The organism is Gillisia sp. CAL575, assembly GCF_000403785.1.
In the GTDB taxonomy this organism is placed as follows: domain Bacteria; phylum Bacteroidota; class Bacteroidia; order Flavobacteriales; family Flavobacteriaceae; genus Gillisia.
In genome coordinates, this window is the sequence record NZ_APHJ01000021.1 from 159,840 (window position 1) to 176,643 (window position 16,804).

Below are 16,804 nucleotides of genomic sequence, written 5' to 3' on the forward strand. Positions count from 1 at the left end.
TTTCCTCTCTCAACAGAAAATATTCGCTTTTAAGTCCCGTTATAAATACTTTCTTGTAATTATTCTTAAATTCGCCTCATCATACTCAATATGCGCATAATATGACAGATTTTAACTTTGGTAAATGGAACAAAATACTAGGATGGCTGGTATTTGTAATTTCTCTTACTACATACTGGTTAACCGTTGAACCCACGGCAAGCTTCTGGGATGCTGGGGAATATATAGCTACTGCAGCCAATTTGGAAGTAGGACATCCTCCGGGAGCACCGCTTTATCAAATGATGGGCGCCTTTTTTGCCACTTTTGCACCAGAAGCAAGCAACATTGCACTTCTAGTAAACATGATGTCTGGCTTAGCTAGTGCTTTTACTATTCTTTTTATGTTCTGGTCTATTGTACTCTTACTCCAAAAGGTTACAGGCCCGGTAGTAAGCTTAAGCGATAGCAAGAAAATGGCTATCTTAGGTAGTGCCCTTGTTGGTTCTTTAGCCTTCACTTTTACAGATAGTTTTTGGTTTAATGCTGTAGAGGCCGAAGTTTATGCCATGGCTGCTTGTATGATGTCTATTTTATTTTATCTGGGACTACTCTGGGAACGAGATATGTTTGCACCACGAGGAAATCGTTGGGTAATTCTCATCTCTTTTGTTGTTGGTCTTTCCTTTGGGATCCACTTTATGGGTCTTCTTACCATTCCAGCAATTGGATTTTTATACTATTTTAAGAATTATAAGAAGATAACTATTAAGAATTTCATTATTGCCAATCTCGCAGTAGTGGCGGTTCTAATGTTTATTTTCAAACTCCTTCTACCTTACACGCTTACATTTTTTGCTTCTTCTGAAGTTTTCTTTACCAATTCTATTGGCCTTCCTTTTAATTCAGGTACTATTATAGCACTTTTAGCTATTGTCGCTATTTTTTACTTCGGAATTCAATATACCCGAAAGAAAAGTTACTTTCAGCTTAACACCTTACTTCTTTTTATTCTGTTTATTCTGATTGGTTTCTCGAGTTGGACTATGCTTCCTATTCGTGCGAATGCAAATACAGTGATCAATGAGAACAGCCCAGATAATGCCCGTGAATTACTGGCTTATTATAACAGAGAGCAATATGGAGAAACTCATTTGTTCTACGGTCCTCAATTCTCTGAAATGTACAGCGGACTGGATGCAGATAACCCATATTTGGATGATGCTCCAAACTACGAAAAGGATAAAGAACTAGGTAAATATGTAATTGTAAACGATTATAAAAACGCAAGACAAAACTTAGACGATAGCCACAAAACAGTGCTTCCTAGAATGTGGAGCACACAGCATGCTGCTAACTATATGCAATTTACCGGGCCACTGGAATTTACCGTTAAACCAGAATACCAAAGTGAAGACCAGTTGCTTACCGCTATTTCTGAATTTAGAAAAAATATTGCTTTAGGAAGGGTAGACAACGAAGCTTATCACCAATTCCTAAATCAGTTTAGTGAATATTTAAACATAGAAAAGCCTTCTTTTGGATCTAACCTAAGCTACTTATTAGAATATCAATTCGGTTATATGTATTGGCGTTATTTTATGTGGAATTTCACAGGAAGACAAAATGATATTCAAGGTCAGTACTCCGATTCCGACGGAAATTGGCTAAGCGGAATCAAGTTTATAGATGAAATGAGATTAGGATCGCAGGACGATCTGCCTTCAGACATGAAGAATAATAAGGCGAGAAACACCTATTTCTTCCTGCCCTTCATACTAGGACTTATCGGACTATTCTTTCATTTCAAAAAAGATAAAAAAGGTTTTTGGGTTCTTATGGTGTTTTTCCTATTTACTGGGATCGCTTTAAAGATCTACTTAAATGAACGCCCTTTCGAACCTAGAGAACGTGATTACGCCCTAGTAGGTTCTTTTTATGTATTTGCTATCTGGATAGGATTTGGGGTCTATGCGATCTTTGATTCTATTAGGAAACACCTAAAACCATCCTTTGCTGCTCCAATTGCAATTGCCGTCTGCTTTTTAGCTGTGCCAACAGTATTAGCGTCTCAAAACTGGGATGATCATGATAGATCGGACAGGTATTCTGCCTTAGCAATGGCTAAAATGTATCTGGATTCTGTAGATGAAAATGCCATTTTATTTACTATTGGAGATAATGACACTTTTGCTCTTTGGTATGCCCAGCAAATTGAAGGCTATAGGAGAGATGTGCGCATTGTAAACACCAGCCTCTTTGCTACTGACTGGTATATCTCTCAAATGAAGCGAAAAGCATGGGATAGTGATCCTATTCCGAGCCAATTAGAATATAAGCAGTACCGAGCGGGTACAAACGAATTTGTAATGTATCAGCAGGTTACTAAAGACACCATGGCTATCCAGAATTGGATGAATTGGATTGCAAGTGACAATCCTGGAACTCAAGGTCAGCTACAAAGCGGACAGGTAGTGAATACCTTCCCTACCAAGAATATTCGTATCCCAGTAGATAAGAATATTGTTCTTAAGAATGGAATTGTAGCACAGAAAGATGCAGATCTTATTGTAGATAATATCTTTTTAGAGCTTAATGGAAATGTGATCTACAAGAACAGACTACTAATGCTGGATATTATCGCAAATAATAATTGGGAACGTCCAATCTACTTTACAGGTGGTAGTTATGGAGACGACGATTATTTATGGATGAAAGATTACCTTCAGTTGGACGGAGTAGCTTATAAGCTGGTTCCAATTCAAACTAAAGTAAATCCTCGCTTCCAGTATGAAATGGGAAGAGTAGATTCAGATAAAATGTATAAGATCGCAAAGAATTGGGATTGGGGGAATATGGAAGACACTAGCATTTATCATGACCCTGAAACCAGAAAAAATTCCATTACTTATAGAGGTAATATAGGAAGGTTGATCGAGCAGCTTTTAATTGAGAATGACACTGCCAGAGCAAAGGAAATGATAGATCTAGCAATGGAGAAAATGCCTTTAGATTATTATGGATATTATACTCTTCTTGAACCTTATATAAACGGTTATTTTGAAGTAGGTGAACCAGAAAAAGCAAAGGAACTATGGACAAGGATCGCCGCCAAATACCAAGAGAACCTTAAATATTATAGCGGTTGGGATGAAGAGAGACAGTATAATTTTGCTGATGATATCATTACAGACATGGAGAGATATAGATCTTTAATAGATCTATTATTTAGAAATGGAGAGCAAGAATTTGCTAGGGAGAAAGCTGAAGAATTCAATAATTACTTGAAACTGTTCCCAAGATTCTATGATGAAAGTGAAGAAGAAAGTGATGCCCGAACCTTGCCAACAGATTCTGCTATAGAAAGTGAATTTCAAACAGAGCAAAGCTTACCAGAATTAGATAGTACACTATAGTAATTGCGAGAAAAGCAATGGCATACTTAAAAAATATTTCCAAATTAGGGAGGCTTCTAGCTCCCTCCCTTTTATGGAATATGCCACGCAATACTAATACCATCTACCTTAGTTTTGATGATGGTCCTCATCCCGAGATCACTCCAAGGGTTCTAAATACTTTAAAAGCCTATGATGCAAAGGCCACCTTTTTTTGTGTAGGAGAGAATATTTTGCAATTTCCTGAGGTGTTCCAGCAAATAATTGCTGAAGGCCATTCCTTTGGAAATCATACTCACAATCATCTGAAAGGTTGGGAAACGTCAACTTCCAACTATCTTGAGAATACACTAAAAGCTGAAGATGCTATTTCCAATTATTCTGGAATCATGAATCATCAAAAGTTTTTCAGACCTCCATATGGAAAAATAAAACATTCTCAGGCAAAACGATTGAAACAACTTGATTATAAGATTGTAATGTGGGATGCCTTAAGCGCAGATTTCGACCCAAGTATTACTGCAGAGGAGTGCTATAACAATGTAATTGAAAATACTAAAGCAGGAAGTATTGTTGTTTTTCATGATAGCGAAAAAGCTTCAAAAAAATTGAAATCTGTACTCCCAAGAGTATTGGAGTATTATTCAAGCAAAGGATTTACGTTTAAAGGGCTTTAAATGTATTCTTGCAAAAGTCCAATCAGCGTATTGGCGTCTTGTTCGCCATTTTGTCGCCATTTCATTTCTCCTCCTTTATAGATCATAAGCGTAGGAAGACCTTTTACTCTTAGCGCTTCAGCCAGCTGAGCATTCTTATCTACATCTATTTTAATGATCTTTGCCTTATCTCCCAAAGCTGCAGCAACATCCCTAAGAACAGGGTGCATAGCATTAGAGGCTTCGTTCCATTCGGTATAAAAATCCAATAACACCGGAATGTTTAAATCTATTAATTCACCAAATTTTGACATAAAATTAAAAGCTAAATTTAAATTAGATCTTAATACCTAGTTGAGTACTAAGATCAAATATAGTAATTTCTTTGAATTATGCGGGTTTTGAGCCTTTTCGAAGTTCTATAACTGAAATTTCCGGCCAGATCCCAACCCTTCCTGGATATGCTAAATATCCAAAGCCACGGTTCACATTAATATATCTTCCGAATTCCTCATAGATTCCTGCCCAATTCTCGTATCTATATTGCACCGGGCTCCATTTGAACCATCCTGGGATTTCAATTCCAAACTGCATTCCGTGAGTATGCCCACTTAAGGTTAAATGATAATTATTACCATCGGTTTTTATCTTCTCCTGCCAATAGGAAGGGTCATGGCTCATTAAGACTTTAAACTCTTGTGGTGACAATCCTTTCCCTGCAAGATCCAGATCACCCATTTTCTTAAATCCGCCGGCTCCCCAGTTCTCTACTCCCACTAAAGCTATTCTTTCCCCATTTCGTTCTAGGAATCTGTGTTCGTTAAGCAAAAGGTCCCAGCCCATCTTAGAATGCACCTTTTTTAATTCTGCAACATTATTTAATCTTGCCTGATCACTCTCCCATTGTACATAATCCCCATAATCATGATTTCCGAGTACCGAGAATACTCCATCTTTTGCACTAAGTTTAGAGAAAGTATCCATCCAAGGATCCATTTCAGTAGCCTTGTTATTCACCAGATCTCCCGTAAATAAAATGGTGTCTCCTTTTTGTTCATTAACAAGATCTACTGCATATGCTATCTTCTCTTTATTATCAAAACTTCCGCTATGAATATCACTAATTTGGGTTATTCGATAACCGTCAAAAGCGCTAGGTAGATCTTCAAAATATAAGGTATAATTAAGCACTTTATAATTATACTTTCCTTTATACATTCCGTAGAGCAAAGAAGCAAAAGGAATTGCCGCAATTCCTAATGCGATCTGACTTAAGAAAACTCTTCTGGAAGGCATATCAAAAGCAGCTTTCGTGGAAAACAGTTTATTGTAGATTGCTATTACAAAACGAACAATGTCCTCTCCAAACATAAACAATGTGAGAAGAATTTTGCTCACCACAAAAGCAAGCACAATTCCCATAGCATAACCTCTCCCACTTCCAAAGCCACCGCTAGGATTTGGTTGTGAGAACTGATAAATAAGATTTCCCAATACAAGTAAAGAAAGAATTACATAAGAGATATGAATCCAATTATGTCTGGTAAGTGTTTTAACCGCCTGAAAAGCATAAATATCAACTAGTATGTAAAAACAAATAAATAGGAACCAACGCATGGGGTATTCAATTTTTGGCGAAGATACTTTTAATCACTGCTTTAAGTTTTGATTTTATAGATAAATTAACGCCAAAAAAGCCTTGAGTGCTTAGAATCCTTATGAAAAGGAGGAAAATAAAAGAGCAGATTCAAAATGAATCTGCTCTTAAAAATAATTCAAACTTAAAACAATCACTCAACATTACTGTGCGGTCCATCCTCCATCTAGTGTGTAGGCCGAACCGGTTATTGATGAAGCATTATCCATAGCTAGGAATACGGCTAATTCAGCTATTTTTTCTTCAGGAATAAATTCTTTTACAGCTTGCTTTTTAAGCATAATCTTTTTTACAACTTCAGCTTCAGATAAATTATGAGCTTTCGCCTGATCTTTAATTTGTCCTTCAACCAGAGGTGTTTTCACATATCCCGGGCATATCGCATTACAAGTAATATTATCTCCGGCGCCTTCTAGTGCCAAAACCTTAGTTAAACCTATCACTCCATGTTTTGCCGCCACATAAGCCGACTTAAATTCTGAAGCTCGTAGCCCATGAACAGAAGAGATATTGATAATCCTCCCAAACTTATTTTCTTTCATAGATTTCCACACTGCTTGAGAAGCTATAAATACCGAGCTTAAATTAATTGCAATGATGGCATTCCACTTTTCTAAAGGAAAATCGGCTACTGGAGATACATATTGAATTCCAGCGTTATTTATTAGAACCTCTATACTTCCAAAATTAGAAATAGCGGCTTCCACCAGTTGCTTTATCGCTTCGGGTTCTAGCAGATTTGCATTGGAAAATGCAGTTTTTACATTGTTTTCTTTCCCTACTTTTAGGGAAATTTCCTCGCCATTCTTTTCTAAACCATGAAACATGATGTTATAACCTTCACCTGCAAAGGTTTTTGCTATGGCTAGTCCAATTCCACTAGTACTTCCAGTTATTAGCGCTGTCTTTTTCATGAGTTCATAAAGTTTAAAACTACTTTATTAAATTCTGTGGGTTGATCCATTGTAACTCCATGTCTAGAATTTTTAATAATTTCCAACTTGGCATTCTTCATTTTTTCAACATATTTTACTTTAGAATCTATTGGAGTATAATCTAATTCTGAAGCAATCACCAAACTTGGAATTGCAATCTTTTCGATATTATCTCCTAATCCCCATTCCATTAATGTTATAAAAGAATTATAATAAGGATCCAGCCTATTTTCGCTGGCTCTCTTATAAAATATCTGCTGAAGCTCTTTTTGCTCAGGATCTGGAAACATACCCTCAGAAACTTTCTTGGCCATTGCTTGCATTCCTTCAGATTTTAATAGAGTTGTCCTTTCCTGAATCATTTGCTCTCCAAACTCACCTAGATTATTAAAATCTGGTGCTGTATTTACTATCACCATTTTATTAAATATTGATGGATATTTCACAGCCATATCAAAAGCGATTGCACCTCCCATTGAAAAACCAACTACTGTGCATTTTTCAATATTAAGAGACTGCAAGAGCAATTTCATGTCTTCTCCACATTGAGAGATTCCATAGTCTTCTTTCAAACTGGGCTTAGTAGAATTTCCATGTCCTCTAAGATCTGGAGCAATCACCCTGAAAGCTTCAGAAAAAGCCTCCTTTTGGAAATCCCAATCTGCTTTAGTAGAACCCAAACCATGGAGAAGAAGCATTACTTCCCCTGCTCCTTGGTCTAGATATTCTATACTAATACCGTTTGATAACTTCTTTTTGTTAATCATTTATACCGCTTTAAGATTACTTGCGTAAAGCTTCAATTGGCAAATGATATTTTAATTCTACTTGGAACAATCTCCCTATTGTTGGGGAAGCCACAAATTCTCTAACCTCAGATCCAAACAAGTTGGTGATGCTTGCACCAATTGCAAGATCTTCAGTAATATGATAACCTACGTTTAAATCTACATTCACGAAATCCCCTAATGGACCATAGTTCCAGGTTCTTCCATTTCTTGCATTTTCAAAAATATCATTTGTACCATCTCCATTAAGATCTTGTGTTTCTGCAGCGATATTTATTCCGGAGAAAAAGTCATACTGCTCAACATATCTACCATATACAGATCCGTAAAACTTATCTGAAGAATAATAATACCCTAATCCCATTTTGTTTTTAGGAGTATTTATTGGTAGATCGGTCTTGGTAACCACTCCATCTTTATTAGCATCGTTTGCAAGGTCATTTTCATCTAAATCAAAATCGAAGTAGGAATAATTAAATGACACTCTATGCTTATCATTAAAATAATAATTTAATCCCAGATCGGCTCCATAAGTATCTACAGATCCAAAATTTAAGTATGTCAAAACAAAAGCTCCTGTAGATCCAGGAATCAATTCTCCAATTGGAGTATCTCCTCTTGTGGCAACAGGAGAAGTAGCAGAAATATTAATAAGTGGACTTAAGAAATCTTCAGATTGATTGTAATAAGCATTTACATCTAAGAGCAATTTATCTCCAGCGATCTTACCTTTATACCCAATCTCGTAAGAATTGATGGTCTCTACTTTTAATGGATCTATTACGGTTCCATTTTCTAAAGTGAATCCTTCTCCATTTCCTAATACAAGACCTCCAAATAGGTTTCCGCTTAAGTTTAAAATTGAAGGCGCAGCAATTCCTTTTCCATAAGTTGCTCTAAAACTTCCAAAATCGAAGTTCTTAACGATGGCTGCTTTCGGAATAAAATTCCCTCCATATAATTCATGATCATCATATCTACCTACAAATAATAAATCTACATCTGCATCATCAAAAGTATATTCCAATTGACCATATACTCCTGTTTGATCTATAACAATTGCCCCGTCTGAGTCTAATAAATAAGTGTTCTTAGAATCGGCATTATCTTGCTGATATTGTGCTCCTACTACATAAGAAAGGGCACCAAGATTATTATTGTATTGAGCTTCTGCATTAAATCTTCTAGAAGCATCTTTAAAAACACTTCCTCTTGGTAAACTTATTCCTCCATCTGGAATTCCTTCTATTGGGAACCACTGCTCTGTAAACGAACGTTGAAGTGCCTCTTGCTCAGTAAAACCATTATTAATAAATGAAACATAATTCTGTGTTCTCTGATTAATAGCATAAGTATCTTCTGTCTTACTCCAAGTATGATATAAATTGGCGTAAAAATGTGGCGAAACTAATTTTACCTGTGCATAATCTATAGACCAATCTTTAATCTGGTTTCTACCAGCATTGGTAACTCCTAGGTTACTATTATTACTGTGCCCATAAGAAGCAATAATATCTGTTTTATCTGAAAGACCATAATAAACAGCTCCTCCGTATTTAGTTGTAGAAAAATCTTTATCTAATTCTAATTCTGGGTACGCAGTTGTGCCCACATAAACAGAATCTACATAATCAAATTCTTCACCTTGTGTGTGCTCTCCCCAAACCTTGAAGGAGAAACTATCATTTAATTTCATTGCATGTCTCAGTCTCGCACTGAATACACTTTGATTTCCTGCTGAAACAGCTACATCTGTACCCTCAGATGTTCTAGGATCTTTTGTTAACGTAGCAACTAATCCATTATGGGCATTTGGCCCATATAATGCCGCATTGGGACCAAGAATAATCTCTACTCTTTCAATATCATCTTTTGTAATAGTTGTAAAAGAACCAAATGGTAAGCCAGTAGCTACCAGAGAAGAAATTCTTGAATCCTCAATTTGTAAATTCTTTGAATTGAAAGCAGAGTTAAATCCACGGATATTGATTCCTGTACCTTGCACTCCACTTCTAACATAATCTACCCCTTTTTGTCTTGAGGCTAATTCTCCCACACTTCCAGCATAATTGGAAATTTCTTGTGCTCCAATAATTGCTATAGTTGCAGGCGCTCTTGTAACTTTTTGAGGTCTTCTGTTTGCAGAAAGCACAACCTCATCCATCATGGAGGAAGAAGCCTCTAAACTAAAATTCATTGTAATTGCAGCTCCCTCTGTTACTACTATTTCTTTCGATACAGATTTATACCCAATAAAAAATACATCTATAGTATATGTTTCTGCCTTTAGATCTTTAAGACTGTAATTTCCACTTTCATTTGCCGAAACACCCGTATTTGTACCCCTAATTACAACGCTTGTTCCCTCAAGAGGTTCTTGAGTGACTGCGTCCAGTACAGTTCCGCTAATACTACCCGTTTGGGCTAATGAAGCAAGGCTGAAAAAAATGCTTAAAAGCATCATTATTTTAATCTTCATAAGTTGATTGTTTAATTATTTTAAGACCAAATTAACAAGTAGAACCGCTTTTGAATCTTTGGATTCGCTTTAGTTAAGTGCGACCAAAACAAAATTATAATTAGAAAAGTTAATAAATTAGACTTTTTAAGCGCTTACAAGCTGCTTTTTAAGGTGCGACTTAATTTTAGAAAAGACATCTGGTAGGATAAAAGTCAGCCTATTAACAAAGGCAAAAAGATCTTTTTTTCCTTTATCTGTAAGCTTAAAATTTGATGTTGTATTTATAAGATCTTCTAATAATTTTTCTTCGGGAATAGATCCATTCATGTATAAAGCCAGAAAAAAATACCAATGAATTTTAGGGATGAAATCCTCCTTATTCATCACTTCCAACTCTCGTTCTAGCAGCTCGTATTTGTTGACCATTTTCACTACTTCTACATGTTTTTCTGTAGCGGTGAGCAGCATTAAATAATTGGAAAAGAAATGTCTCCAGCGGTGCTCGAAGACATGTTGCTTATTATTAAAAAGGAAATTTTCTGCAAAAGTTTCCGCGATCTTTAAACGCTTATTTCTAACCAGCGTTCTAATATAATGCGTTGCAAACCCTAATCTTTGATGATTATTATTGGACTTTTTAAACAGTGCGTAATTCTCTGTGAGAATGTTTAAAGCTTGTTTATTCTTCTCCCGCTTCAATAGAATTGCGATGAGATTATTTAAATAGAATAACTTATCGCTGTTTTCCTGTTTTACTGAAAGATGAGCATAATATTCTGCTTTTTCAGCATCATCCAGATTGGAGTGTAAAATAACTCTGTTTGCATAATAGTTAAAAAGCACTCTTTTAGAATACATCTTACCATCGCTGAAGCATTCATCTATATAATCGAAAACCAACATCGCTTTCTGGTATTCTTTATAATTAAAGTATAGGAACACCAACCTTATAAAGGAATTGTATTTGTTTTTTCCATCCAGCTCTTCACTGTATAAATAAGAAAGCAATTGTTGCTCCCAATGCATCGTGTTTAAAGTGCCGCTCGTATATTCCTGTGTAAGATCTTTAGTTGCATAAAAGAGCTGCTCTTTCACCTTTATAGACTCTTCGTAAAACTTCTTGTTTTCCTGAAGAAAACTCTCGGTGAACTTACAGTCCTGGTATCTAAAACGAATTAATAAGTAGTCCTGAAATTCTTTTAAAAGCTCGTAAAATTTCTGAAAGTAAAAAGAAGTGTTATTGTAAGTTGAAATATGACTCAGAAGCTCTTGTTCTTCCTTAGGAGTAATGGTATCGGTGATTATCTGTTTTTCGGTAAAGGATAAATATTCCAAATGCGCATCTACATCTACCGTTCCCAGCTTAGTGTTGATCCATTTTTTGATGTAGGCATATTTCCTTTTATCAATGTCTTCATCAAAACTTTCAACGCTATCAAATCTCTCCGCATTAATGCATACCTTCTTAAGTATTGATTCCTTTTCCTCATCTCTAATCCTGTTTTCTTTTAAAAGAAAAGATGCCTCATGAGGGAGAATTCCTTCAGCAAAATCATTAAATATCTTTAGTTTAGATTTCATTCCTGATTCATAAAATCTTCAATTTCACGATTTACTTCAGCAGCTTTTTCAAAATTCACAAAATGACCAGCTTTTTCAATGATCTTTACCTCTAGCTGTTGCATATGTTCTTTTGCCGTTTTACTTAAATTCAGTAAATCTAGAGTTGGATGAAAATACCTATTCGGGATCAAAGCGTCTTCCTTGCCAAATATCATAAGTACAGGCATTTTAATTTTATTAAGATCTTCCAAAACAGGCTCATCTAACATAGCTGCGATATTATTCACGATAATTATAGAATGCTCTTTAAAATCACTTGCCTCTTTCATTCCAATCCTATCCTTTACCATGAATTCTGCCTCAGCAGGAAATTCATAGAAATTCATTTTAAAATTATTCCTTATTTGCTCTTCAGTAGCATTCTGAACCATTTCTGCGGTATAAGAAACTTTTAAAATACCTGCTTCTTGCGGACTAAAGGTTTCAATTCCTGCTGGAGCAATTAGAATAAGTTTTTCAAAATTCTCGGGATGATTCAAAACTGAATGTATAGCAACTTGACCACCCATAGAATGCCCAACTAGGCTGACATTTTTAAGTTCCTTTTGCTGAATGAATTCATTAATAAAGCAAGCATAATCTGCCATTGAATAATGATTGGAATTCTTACTTGATTTTCCATAACCCGGAAGGTCTATTGCTATGCTTGTATAATTTTCCTTAAGCTTAGCTATATTTTTGCTCCATGCTTCCATATTACTGGAAAGTCCGTGAACAAATAACAACACATTATCTCCTGCACCTTCTTCGAGGTAGGCGATTTCTTCTGATTTTATTTGAATCTTTTTCACGGCAGTATCATAATTTAGGGTCTCACTTATGGTCGTTTGTGCGGTAATGCTTAAGCTATAGATGAACAGGATGCTAAACAACATTTTTCTTATCATGATCTAGAATTTTATATAATGCTTTGAGTTTTTCTCTATCTATCTTCCCAATGCCAGATTTGGGTAAAGAATCGAGACAAATAATATCTTTTGGAACTTTGTACCCTGCTAGGTACTTTTTTAAATGACTTAAAATATCTGTGACATCCAGATTCTCGCTTTTTAAAACTATAAAAGCAACACCTATCTCGCCCCAATTTTCATTTTCGATTCCTACTACTGCTGCTTCCCGAACAAGATCATACTTATATAAAATATGTTCGATCTCGGATGGGTGAATATTTTCTCCTCCAGAAATATAAAGCTGGGTTTTCCTTCCTAGCACATAAATAAAACCATCTTCATCATATTTAGCCATATCTCCAGTATACAGCCACTCTTCCCTTATTTTATTAAGCGAATAACCAGAATTGTTCCAATACCCAGGAGTTACTATATTTCCCCGCAAGCAGATCTCCCCAGCTTCCTGAATTGCAACTTCTTCATTTTCTGAATTAACTATTTTAATATCTACGTAAAAATTAGGCTTGCCAATGGAACCTTTTTTCCATAATGCATCATGATAATGAAGCGAAGTAATGCAAGGGCCAGCTTCAGTTAATCCGTAACCTTGGCTAAGTAAAATTCCTTTTTCTGCCCATGCTTCAATTAGTGGAATTGAGAGTGGCTCCCCTCCCACCACGATGTACTTCAACTTATTCGGAGTGAAATTTGAAAAAGCCTTGTTTTTAGCCATCATTCTAAGCATAGTAGGAACCGCCAAAAACAAAGAAATAGGTTCGCTCTCCAGATAGTTTAATACCTTTTTCGGCTTAAATCTTTTTAGAAAATCTACTCTTGCGCCACGATGTAACATAGGTAGCAATAAAACATTCCATCCAGAGGTATGGAATGGTGGTAATACATTTAAAGTGTGATCTAAGGAAGTTAACTCAAGCTGCATAGAGGTATTGAGACTGTTCCAAAACATCATCCGATTAGTATATATCACCCCTTTTGGTTTTCCTGTTGTTCCCGATGTATAAAAAATAAAAATAGGCTGGTCTACTTCTATTATGAACTTGATGTTTTCCTCATCTTGGCTTAATTTATTAGCTTCAGCAAAGAAGGATTCAAATTTTACTGTCGGAATATTCTTGATTTCAGACTGCTCATTCAGCAAATTAAATTGCGTGAGTTCGGCTAGGATCAAAGAGGGATTTACATCATTTATATAATGTAATAATTCATATTCTGTAGCTCGAAAATTTAAGGGCACCAGGATGAGACCGAGGCGTTGAGCTGCAATAAATAGCATTAAATACTCCGGAGAATGTGCCGCTATAACTGCAATTCGATCTCCTTTTTTAAGCTGAAAATGATTTAAAAGATAAGAACCTACCTTTCGAGACTTATCATCCAATTGTTTGTAACTGAGACTAAGACCGGTATCCAAAGACATCACTGCCTTTTTATTTGGTTTGTAAGATGACCATTTGGAGACCCAGTCTAAATAATTCATACCTTCTTTTTACTAAATAAATATAGAGAATTACCAATTATAAATGAGGCCACAATAGCAATAGCTGCCGAAACTCCCGGATTATTCACTGGCTCCTGCATGTAAGGCGTAAACCGACCATAATAAATGATAAAGTGTAGAGCAACCGCCGAAACACTTGCAATGATCACCGCATTTTTACTTACTTTTTTAAAGTAGATCCCAAACAGTACTGGTACAAAAGCTGCAGCGAAATATGCATACACTCCATTTTGAGCAAAGATTGCTACACTAATATCTGGGTTTAAAATTTGATCATAGCTCAGTAAAAAACTGACAATTCCCAGTGCTATAATCACAATCTTATTTAATGCAAATCCGCTTATTTTTTTTACTGAAGGAAATAACGGAGTAATAAGATCTGTACTTATAGTGGTTGACAGAGACTGAATTAATCCTTCCAAAGTTGAAAGCCCTGCCGAGATAAGTCCGGCAACTATTATAACTCCAACTCCGGCTGAAAAAGTTTTGACTACATAAGCCGAAACCAGTTCATCCATTTTAAGAGGAACTCCTTCTAAAGTAAGATCTGGAAATGTAATTCTTGCATAAAAACCAACCATAACCACTAAAAAGAAAACCGTCATACAGCCAATTGCGATAAATAGGTATTTATTTACAGATTTAGCATCCCTTAAAAATAAAGATTTTGTAATAATATGAGGTTGACAAACAATAGCGATCCCTATAATAATTTGGCAGAAAATTATTTCGAAATAATCACGAAACAAAAAGCTCTTTTCATTGGTGGTTTGGGTAAGATTTGGGTCTATATTATCCAGTATATTGGCAAATCCATCTAGCCCTCCATTAAAATATTCAGCCCCGGATAGTATTAAAATAATTGCCACTACAAACATGATGATCGCTTGGATAGAATTGGTATAAACCATAGAATTGGCACCTCCAAACATCATATATCCAAACACAAATACTATTAAAGCTAACAAAACATAAAATGGTTCTAGATTTAAAGACTTGGAAATTATTTGAGTTAGACCCACACAGATCAAAACAATGAAAGTGATTAACAATAATGATAAAAAAGCAAAGAAAATAGTTAAGCCTTTGCTGTCATAACGTTTACCGATCCATTGAGCCATGGTCAAAGCTTTTACGGTAGAACCATATTTTTGAAATGCTTTGGTAAAGAAAATTAGAGAGCAAAAAATTGCAATAGGCATTACAAACCCAAAAGAGATCAGGCCAGAAAAACCATATAAAGCAATAAACCCTGGGTTTATTATAAAGGTTGCCGCACTGGTCATAGATGCAGCTAAAGACAAGCCAACCGCCCATGCCGGGAATCCTTTGCTACCGAGTGCGAAATCATCTATATCTTTTGTTTTTCGCATTCCGCGAACCACAAAGAATATTATTACCAATGAATAAACAATAAGGAGAAGAGTAACGTATAAAGACCAAGTTTCACTTGCAAACATAGAATTGTGGAGAATAATGAAAAGTGAAATTAATATTTATACTTCCGCTAAAAGTTTAATTTAAATAAAACTAAAGTGCGACCTAAGTTATATTTTTATAAATATAGTCCAAATCAGCTACAAATTAAAGGATACTTTGTTTAGGACTTAAATATTCACAAACTAATTTCCAGATTGCTGTTTTTAATAAAGTGTAATATTTAAATTTAGGCTTCGATAAAATCAGTTTCAGTTTGAAAAGACGGAATTTTATACTTCAATCAATCTTGGGATCTGCAGTATTAGGAATTTTTTCTAATTCCGTAACTGCATTCAACCTAGATAAATCATTAAAAAATTCAGCAATGATATCATATAAATCAAATATATTCCCTTTAACCATAGCCACTTGGAATTTTCCGAATGCCAGTAAAAGAGCCGGAGAATTGTTAGCTGAAGGAGCCACCGCTTTAGACGCTGTAGAACAAGGAGTGATGGTAGAAGAAGCAGATATTAGAAATACCACAGTTGGTAAAGGTGGCGCACCAGATAGGGATGGAAATGTCACTTTAGATGCTTGCATTATGTCCCCGAGCGGGGATGCCGGCGCAGTGGTCTATTTAAAATACACTTCTCATGCAGCCTCTGTGGCTAGGAAAGTGATGGAAGAAACTCCGCACGTGATGTTAGCGGGAGAAGGAGCCGATCTTTTTGCAATTCAGCAAGGATTTGAAAAGGAGGAGCTTTTTACTGAAGGCTCAAAATTGGCATATCAAGAATGGCTGAAAAAGAAAGAATACAAACCAATAATAAATATCGAAAACCATGACACCATTGGAATGTTATGTATAGATAAGAATGGAGATATTGCTGGTGCATGTACCAGTTCTGGTTTATCATATAAAATAAATGGTCGCGTTGGAGATTCCCCAATAATTGGTTCTGGATTATTTTTGGATAATGAAGTTGGTGGTGCAGTTGCAACAGGAATGGGAGAAGCAATTATGAAAAGTGTTGGAAGTTTCCTGATCGTAGAATTAATGAGACAAGGACAATCCCCACAAGATGCTTGTGAAGAAGCGATAAACAGAATTATTAAAGCCAATCCAAATTTCAAGGAATTTCAGGCGGCATTTATCGCAGTAAATAAGAAAGGAGAAATTGGTTCTCATTGCATCCAGAAAGGCTTCAGTTATGTGAAATATCAAGATGGGAAAAATGAAAATATTCCTAGTTCTTATAATTTTTAAACGCTCACTTAGGGTTTTTCCCCGAAAAACGCCTTGGATATCTATCTAGAAGTTAGAATTTTTTCTTAAATCCTTTTTTGCAGAATATGTGGTGAAATTTCCGAGATTCAGAATGGGTGATTTTTCCATCGCCTATCCGCGGAAATTTTAGTACGGTTTTTGGCATTTTCGCCAAAAAATTCCTTGAAAAAGGCGTCGTTTTGTTTGCTTCG

At 35.7% G+C, this 16,804-nt stretch carries 12 protein-coding genes; 3 read left to right on the plus strand and 9 right to left on the minus strand.

From position 1 onward, the window contains the following. Positions 1–101: 101 nt before the first annotated feature. On the plus strand, positions 102–3,395 hold the full coding sequence (locus I130_RS03560) for a protein O-mannosyl-transferase family (protein WP_034919554.1): 3,294 nt from the start codon (positions 102–104) through the stop codon (positions 3,393–3,395). A 17-nt stretch (positions 3,396–3,412) separates the two neighbouring features. Then, positions 3,413–4,051, plus strand: a complete 639-nt coding sequence (locus tag I130_RS03565; protein WP_034919558.1) for a polysaccharide deacetylase family protein — start codon at positions 3,413–3,415, stop codon at positions 4,049–4,051. Here I130_RS03565 and I130_RS03570 read toward each other — a convergent pair. The 9 genes from I130_RS03570 to I130_RS03610 all read right to left on the minus strand — a co-directional run bounded on the left by I130_RS03570 (position 4,048) and on the right by I130_RS03610 (position 15,363). Beyond that, positions 4,048–4,344, minus strand: a complete 297-nt coding sequence (locus tag I130_RS03570; protein WP_034919561.1) for a thioredoxin family protein — start codon at positions 4,342–4,344, stop codon at positions 4,048–4,050. The genes I130_RS03565 and I130_RS03570 overlap by 4 nt on opposite strands. Before the next feature lie 76 nt (positions 4,345–4,420). Beyond that, the gene (locus I130_RS03575; protein WP_034919566.1) at positions 4,421–5,647 is read right to left on the minus strand and encodes a metallophosphoesterase; all 1,227 of its coding nucleotides are present in this window, start codon (positions 5,645–5,647) and stop codon (positions 4,421–4,423) included. 183 nt (positions 5,648–5,830) lie between these two features. Further along, on the minus strand, positions 5,831–6,601 hold the full coding sequence (locus I130_RS03580; protein WP_034919569.1) for a 3-hydroxybutyrate dehydrogenase: 771 nt from the start codon (positions 6,599–6,601) through the stop codon (positions 5,831–5,833). Continuing rightward, positions 6,598–7,389 carry an alpha/beta fold hydrolase gene (locus I130_RS03585; protein ID WP_034919573.1) on the minus strand — a complete coding sequence of 264 codons (792 nt, stop codon included), beginning with the start codon at positions 7,387–7,389 and terminating at the stop codon, positions 6,598–6,600. The genes I130_RS03580 and I130_RS03585 overlap by 4 nt, the downstream gene beginning before the upstream one ends. Before the next feature lie 16 nt (positions 7,390–7,405). Continuing rightward, positions 7,406–9,889, minus strand: a complete 2,484-nt coding sequence (locus tag I130_RS03590) for a TonB-dependent receptor (protein WP_034919576.1) — start codon at positions 9,887–9,889, stop codon at positions 7,406–7,408. A gap of 126 nt (positions 9,890–10,015) precedes the next feature. Next, positions 10,016–11,452, minus strand: a complete 1,437-nt coding sequence (locus I130_RS03595) for a hypothetical protein (protein WP_034919581.1) — start codon at positions 11,450–11,452, stop codon at positions 10,016–10,018. Continuing rightward, complete coding sequence (locus I130_RS03600) at positions 11,449–12,381, minus strand: alpha/beta fold hydrolase (protein WP_051119600.1); 933 nt, start codon at positions 12,379–12,381, stop codon at positions 11,449–11,451. The genes I130_RS03595 and I130_RS03600 overlap by 4 nt, the downstream gene beginning before the upstream one ends. Further along, a complete protein-coding gene (locus tag I130_RS03605) occupies positions 12,359–13,882 on the minus strand; it encodes a class I adenylate-forming enzyme family protein (protein WP_034919598.1) in 1,524 nt (507 codons plus the stop codon). The genes I130_RS03600 and I130_RS03605 overlap by 23 nt, the downstream gene beginning before the upstream one ends. After that, positions 13,879–15,363, minus strand: coding sequence for a sodium/pantothenate symporter (locus I130_RS03610; protein ID WP_034919601.1), 1,485 nt, complete (start codon positions 15,361–15,363; stop codon positions 13,879–13,881). Before I130_RS03610 ends, I130_RS03605 begins: the two co-directional genes overlap by 4 nt. Positions 15,364–15,596: 233 nt before the next feature. Here I130_RS03610 and I130_RS03615 point away from each other — a divergent pair, with 233 nt between their 5' ends. Beyond that, positions 15,597–16,592, plus strand: a complete 996-nt coding sequence (locus tag I130_RS03615; protein ID WP_034919604.1) for a N(4)-(beta-N-acetylglucosaminyl)-L-asparaginase — start codon at positions 15,597–15,599, stop codon at positions 16,590–16,592. Positions 16,593–16,804: the final 212 nt, after the last annotated feature.

Excerpts from the sequence above, each read along its gene's own strand:
- I130_RS03610 (WP_034919601.1), bottom strand. The coding sequence starts at position 15,363 with ATGTTTGCAAGTGAAACTTGGTCTTTATACGTTACTCTTCTCCTTATT.
- I130_RS03595 (WP_034919581.1), bottom strand. The coding sequence starts at position 11,452 with ATGAAATCTAAACTAAAGATATTTAATGATTTTGCTGAAGGAATTCTC.
- I130_RS03600 (WP_051119600.1), bottom strand. The coding sequence starts at position 12,381 with ATGATAAGAAAAATGTTGTTTAGCATCCTGTTCATCTATAGCTTAAGC.
- I130_RS03585 (WP_034919573.1), bottom strand. The coding sequence starts at position 7,389 with ATGATTAACAAAAAGAAGTTATCAAACGGTATTAGTATAGAATATCTA.
- I130_RS03565 (WP_034919558.1), top strand. The coding sequence starts at position 3,413 with ATGGCATACTTAAAAAATATTTCCAAATTAGGGAGGCTTCTAGCTCCC.
- I130_RS03575 (WP_034919566.1), bottom strand. The coding sequence starts at position 5,647 with ATGCGTTGGTTCCTATTTATTTGTTTTTACATACTAGTTGATATTTAT.
- I130_RS03560 (WP_034919554.1), top strand. The coding sequence starts at position 102 with ATGACAGATTTTAACTTTGGTAAATGGAACAAAATACTAGGATGGCTG.
- I130_RS03580 (WP_034919569.1), bottom strand. The coding sequence starts at position 6,601 with ATGAAAAAGACAGCGCTAATAACTGGAAGTACTAGTGGAATTGGACTA.
- I130_RS03570 (WP_034919561.1), bottom strand. The coding sequence starts at position 4,344 with ATGTCAAAATTTGGTGAATTAATAGATTTAAACATTCCGGTGTTATTG.
- I130_RS03590 (WP_034919576.1), bottom strand. The coding sequence starts at position 9,889 with ATGAAGATTAAAATAATGATGCTTTTAAGCATTTTTTTCAGCCTTGCT.
- I130_RS03605 (WP_034919598.1), bottom strand. The coding sequence starts at position 13,882 with ATGAATTATTTAGACTGGGTCTCCAAATGGTCATCTTACAAACCAAAT.